Below are 4923 nucleotides of genomic sequence, written 5' to 3' on the forward strand. Positions count from 1 at the left end.
CGAGCACCCCGCCCCAGAGGGAGAGCATCATGCCGGCGCCCGTCCCCTCATAGCCCCCGCGACGTGGGGTTCGCACCGCGACACTTCCGCGACGGCGCCTGGGTGAGGGTCTCGCACCAGCCGCACCACGCGCTCGAACACGCCGGCGGCCAGCAGCCGGTGCAACAGGGGGCGGCTTCGCAGTTCGTCCACGCTGCCGGCGTGCGCCGTCGCCAGGACGGCCACCCCGGCGCGCGCCGCGTCGAGGACGGCGACCGCGTCCTCCTCGCTGCCGATCTCGTCGGTGGCCAGAACCTGCGGCCCGAGCGCGCGCAGCGCGAGCCCCATGCCGACATGCTTGGGGCACCCGTCGACCACATCCGTGCGACGCCCGACGTCCAGCTGCGGCTCTCCGCCCCGGCACGCGGCGATCTCGCCCCGCTCGTCGACCACGACGGCGCGCCAGGGCGCGACGCCGTCCCCGTCGGAGAGGATGCGGACCAGGTCGCGCAACACGGTCGTCTTGCCGCATCCGGGCGGCGAGTAGATGAGCGTGGACCGCACGCGGAGACGGCCGTCGATGTGCGGGACGAGCGGGCGCGCCGCGCCCCGCACCGCGCGCGCCACGCGGATGTTGAGCGCGTTGAAGTCCCGCATCGTCCGCACCGCCCCGCCGTTCCACACGGCGCGCCCGGCCACGCCGACGCGGTGACCGCCCGGCAACGTGATGAACCCCTGGGCCAGCTCGGTTTCCCACGCGTAGATCGATCCGTCTGCGCAGAGCGCCAGGGTGCGCGCGATGTCCTCCGCGCTGACGACGAGGCCGTCCTCAGGCGCGGTCACCGTGCGGCCGTCCGGCGCCAGCCAGACCTCGCCCGCCACCGTGACGACATGCAACGGGCGGCCGGCGCGCAGGCGGATCTCCTGCCACGCCTCGCCAGGACCGCCCGGCGCGCGCGAGAGGGCGCATTCCACCGCGAGGCGCACGCGTCCGGCCAAGCGGGGCACGATGTTCTCGCGGACAGACGTCCGCCAGTCGGACATGGGTTCACGCTCCCTCGCAGGTCTTGTCTACCCCTGCGAGGATTCATATGAGGGCATGGCCACGGGTATGAGGGGTCAGCGGCGGGAATCCGGCCGAATCATTGGGCGGGATCGGAAAGCGTCTTCAAGCCGGCGAGACGCATCTCGCGCCGCTTGCCGGCCGCTTCCCAGAGGGCGCGGTCCAGGTCGCTGCGAGGTTCCAGCGGCGGCACGGGGGTCGGCCGGCCGTCGTCCCCGATCGCGACAAACGTGTAATACGCCGTGGTGACGCGCTCCGGCGCGGCGCTCGGCGTCTTGCGCTTCCACACCTCCGCGCGCACCTCCATGGACGTGCGGAAGGCGCGCGTGAGGTAGGTCCGCACGTTGACGATCTCGCCCACGGCGATCGGCCGCGCGAAACGGACGGAATCGACGACCGCGGTGACGGCGGGCCGGCCGGCATGGCGCGCGGCGCTGATGCCGCACAGCTTGTCGGCGATGGAAAGCACCCAGCCGGCGCGTGCGAGGCCGAGGTCATTGGCCTCGGACGGCATGCAGATCTCGGTCGTCGATTCGAAGCAGAGATGGGCCGACAGCGCCGGATCGTGCTTGGAGAAGTCCGGCTCCGGTTCCTGCGGCGCCTCAAGGCGCAGCTGGCGCCGGCGCTCGGCGCCCTCCCACAACCGGATCTCCTCCTCCGTCTCAGGGACCAGCTCGGGCATTTCCGTCGGGCGGCCGTCGTCGCCGAGCGCGACGAGCGTCAGCGTGGCGTCGCTGGTCCGCCAGCGCTTGCCCGTGAGCGGATTCTCGCCTTCGACGCGCACGACGACCTCCATGGACGTGCGGAACGTGCGCGTGCCCCGCGCCGTGAGGTGGATGCGCTCGAACGCGCGGATGCCGGCCTCGAAGCTCATCAGGTCGAAACCGGCCGTCACGACGGGCCGGCCGCTGAACCGCGAGGCCACGCGGGACGCGATGCTGTCCACGAGGCTCATGACGCGGCCGCCGAAGATGGAGTGCTGGTTGTTCAGATCCTCAGGACGGACGACGGACACAGCCTGGGCAAACGCCGCCCGAGCGGGAAGTCGCTTGCGCAGAGAAAGCCCTCCCCACGGCTCTCATCATAGCGCAGCGGCGCCCGCCGCACTCCCGCGACCTCACGCCCCGTTCGGGAAGTACGTCGCCCAACGACGGCGCACCGCCTCCAGGTGCTCGGCCGGCGGCAGGGCGACGGGCGGAAACTCGTGCTTGCGAGTCGCATCGATGGCCAGCTTGGACGCCGGCGTGGCCAGCCACTCCGCCTTCGACCGGCCGTACGGCGCCACGGAAGGGTCCAGCTCGACCGCCCGGGTGTTTCGGAAGACATGAACGTCCCGGTCGGGCTGCACGCGGTAGGCCATGGCCCACAGGACGGCCTGCGGATCGCGGATGTCGACGTCGTCGTCCACGACGACGGTGTACTTCCCCAGCGTGGGGTCGTACGCCCACGCGCCCCACATGACCTCCTGGGGCCGCGCCCAGTAGTCCTTGTGAATGGAGATCACCAAAATGGCCGCGCTGCCGGCGCACTCCAGGAGATGCACGTCCTTCACGGGCATGTGGAGGTCGCTCTTCAGGTGCTTCAGCAGCGCAACCTCCTTGCCGGCGCCCCGGATCAGGCTGGACTCGCTTGGCGGCATCTGGGACAGGAACGCCTGGAAGATGGGCTTGTGCCGGTGCGTCAGGGCCGTGACGTCGATGACGTACCCCTGGGTTTTTCTCCCGATGTACCCGGTGTACTCTCCGAACGGGCCCTCCTCCTCGGTCTCGTTTGGGCGAATCCACCCTTCGATGGTGATCTCGGCCGTCGCCGGCACAAGGAGGTCCACCGTGCGCGCGCGGACGACCTCGACCGGCTCGCCGCGGACGGCGCCGGCCACGGCCAGCTCGTCGACGCCGTACCGGATTTTTGCGACAGAGGCAAGGCCGATCGACGGGTCGGCGCCCAGGACGATCACGACCGGCGTCGGGCGACCGGCCGTGTTGTTCGCCTCGACATGGCGGCGCCCGTCGTGGCTGAAGCTGATGTTCATGAGCAGCTTCCGCGGCTCTTTGCACCAGATGCGGTACGTGCCCACGTTCTGCACGCCGGTCTCCGGATCCCTCGTGATGACGAACGGCGCGGTGAGATACGGTCCGGGGTCCTGGCCGACGGTCCACACGGGCACCGGCAGCATGGTCACGTCCGCGCGGTCGCCCTCGTACACCACCTCGTGAACCGGCCCGTCGGCGACGACACGCGGGGGTAACGGCCGCTCCTGCGCGGCCCGCCAGCGCTCCGCCACGTCTTCCAGCGGGCATTCGTTGGCGGCGGCGTAGATCGCTCGAGAACCGCCCAGCACGCCCAGCACGACGGGGATGTCGTATCCACGAACCCGCTCGAAGAACAGAGCCTTTCGCCGGTCTTCCGGAACGGTCTGGAAATAGTGACGGGCGACCGCCACCAGCTCCCAGTCCTTGTCCACCTCGGCGGTGATCCGTTGCAGCCGCCCCATGCGCTCCAGCGCACTTAGAAACGCGCGCAGATCAGCGTACGGCATGACCGTCGCCCCGTTCCGCCGCCTGTTCAAGCCGGTGCAACACCGCCGCGGCCACCTCGAACAGGGCCGGGTCGTCGATGCGGCGGGGCCGCGGCAGGTCCGGTCGGATCTCCCCCACCACCCGGCCGGGACGGGGGGACAGCACGACGATGCGGTCGGCGAGGAATGCCGCCTCGGTCGCGTTGTGCGTGACGAACAGGACCGTCGCCCCCGACGACGCCCACATCGCCGCCAGGTCCTGACGCATGCGGCGGGCGGTCAGCTCGTCGAGCGAGCCGAACGGCTCGTCCATGAGGAGCAGGTCCGGGCGGATGGCGAACGCCCGCGCGAGCGCCACCCGCTGGCGCATTCCGCCGGACAGCTGGTCCGGGAAGTGGTCCGCGAACCCTGCGAGCCCCACTCGGTCAAGCCACTCCGCGCCGGCGCGCAGGGCCTCCTCCCGCGACGCGAGGGCGTACCGCCCGTCGATCAGCGGCAGCGTCACGTTCTCCAGCGCCGTGGCCCACGGCAGGAGGCGCGGCTCCTGGAACACGTAGCCCAGCCGCAGGCGACCGGCGCCGTCCAGCGCCACCTCGCCCGACGTCGGGTTCACGAGTCCGGCGACCACCTTCAAGAGCGTCGTCTTGCCGCAACCCGAGGGGCCCACCAGGCAGACGAACTGCCCGCGCTCGACGCGCAGTTCGATGTCGCGCAGCGCCCAGGTGACGCCCGCCTCCGTCGCGTATCTGACCGACACCGCCCGCAGCGTGACGAGCACCGCCATCCCCTCCCCGGATCAGTGCGCGGCCGCACGCGCGCGCCACCGGAACAGCCGGCGTTCGAGCGGGCGGAAGAGCGCCATCTCGATCCCGATCATGACGAGGGTGAACGCCGCCGTCCAGGCGAAGACCTGGTTCATCTGGTACAGCTGGAACCAGTAGTACAGCATGTAGCCGACCCCGCTGGAGCGTCCGAGCAACTCCACGAACAGCGCGATCTTCCACGCATTGCCCAACCCGAAGCGCCCCGCGGCGACGACGTACGGAGCGATCTGCGGCCAGAGCACGCGGCGCAGGCGCACCCGCGCCGGCAACCCGTACACCTCGGCCATCTCGTCGAGCGACGGGTCGAGCGCCCTCACGCCCTGGATCACGTTGATCGCCACGGACGGGAATGTCGTCACCCCGATCGCCGTCACCGTCGCCGCTTCGGAGAGCCCGAGCACCATGAAGGCGACGATCGCGTAACAGAGCGCCGGCACCGTGAGCGCCACCGTGAGCCACGCGCCGAACGCGCGCTCCAGGCTCGGCCTGAGCCCGAGCGCGATCCCGACCCCCACCCCGAGAAGCATGGCGAGCGCGAA

General features: G+C 71.0%; 5 protein-coding genes. All 5 read right to left on the reverse strand.

The genetic code is table 11. The features are described 5' to 3' along the window. Window positions 1-27 precede the first annotated feature (27 nt). Complete coding sequence (gene spoIIIAA / locus IRZ18_08470) at window positions 28-1023, reverse strand: stage III sporulation protein AA (protein MBX5477137.1); 996 nt, start codon at window positions 1021-1023, stop codon at window positions 28-30. Window positions 1024-1121: 98 nt separating this feature from the next. Then, window positions 1122-2057, reverse strand: coding sequence for an acyl-CoA thioesterase (locus IRZ18_08475; protein ID MBX5477138.1), 936 nt, complete (start codon window positions 2055-2057; stop codon window positions 1122-1124). A 102-nt stretch (window positions 2058-2159) separates the two neighbouring features. Continuing rightward, the gene (locus IRZ18_08480; GenBank protein MBX5477139.1) at window positions 2160-3581 is read right to left on the reverse strand and encodes a UbiD family decarboxylase; all 1422 of its coding nucleotides are present in this window, start codon (window positions 3579-3581) and stop codon (window positions 2160-2162) included. Further along, the gene (locus IRZ18_08485; protein ID MBX5477140.1) at window positions 3568-4344 is read right to left on the reverse strand and encodes an ABC transporter ATP-binding protein; all 777 of its coding nucleotides are present in this window, start codon (window positions 4342-4344) and stop codon (window positions 3568-3570) included. Before IRZ18_08485 ends, IRZ18_08480 begins: the two co-directional genes overlap by 14 nt. Before the next feature lie 12 nt (window positions 4345-4356). Further along, the coding region (locus IRZ18_08490) for an ABC transporter permease subunit (GenBank protein ID MBX5477141.1) at window positions 4357-4923 on the reverse strand (567 nt) is incomplete at its 5' end.

The sequence above is a fragment of the Clostridia bacterium genome, assembly GCA_019683875.1.
In the GTDB taxonomy this organism is placed as follows: domain Bacteria; phylum Bacillota; class Sulfobacillia; order RBS10-35; family Bu92; genus Bu92.

Bases quoted from the DNA above. Each gene is read 5' to 3' on its own strand.
- spoIIIAA (MBX5477137.1), bottom strand. From the start codon at position 1,023: ATGTCCGACTGGCGGACGTCTGTCCGCGAGAACATCGTGCCCCGCTTG.
- IRZ18_08480 (MBX5477139.1), bottom strand. From the start codon at position 3,581: ATGCCGTACGCTGATCTGCGCGCGTTTCTAAGTGCGCTGGAGCGCATG.
- IRZ18_08485 (MBX5477140.1), bottom strand. From the start codon at position 4,344: ATGGCGGTGCTCGTCACGCTGCGGGCGGTGTCGGTCAGATACGCGACG.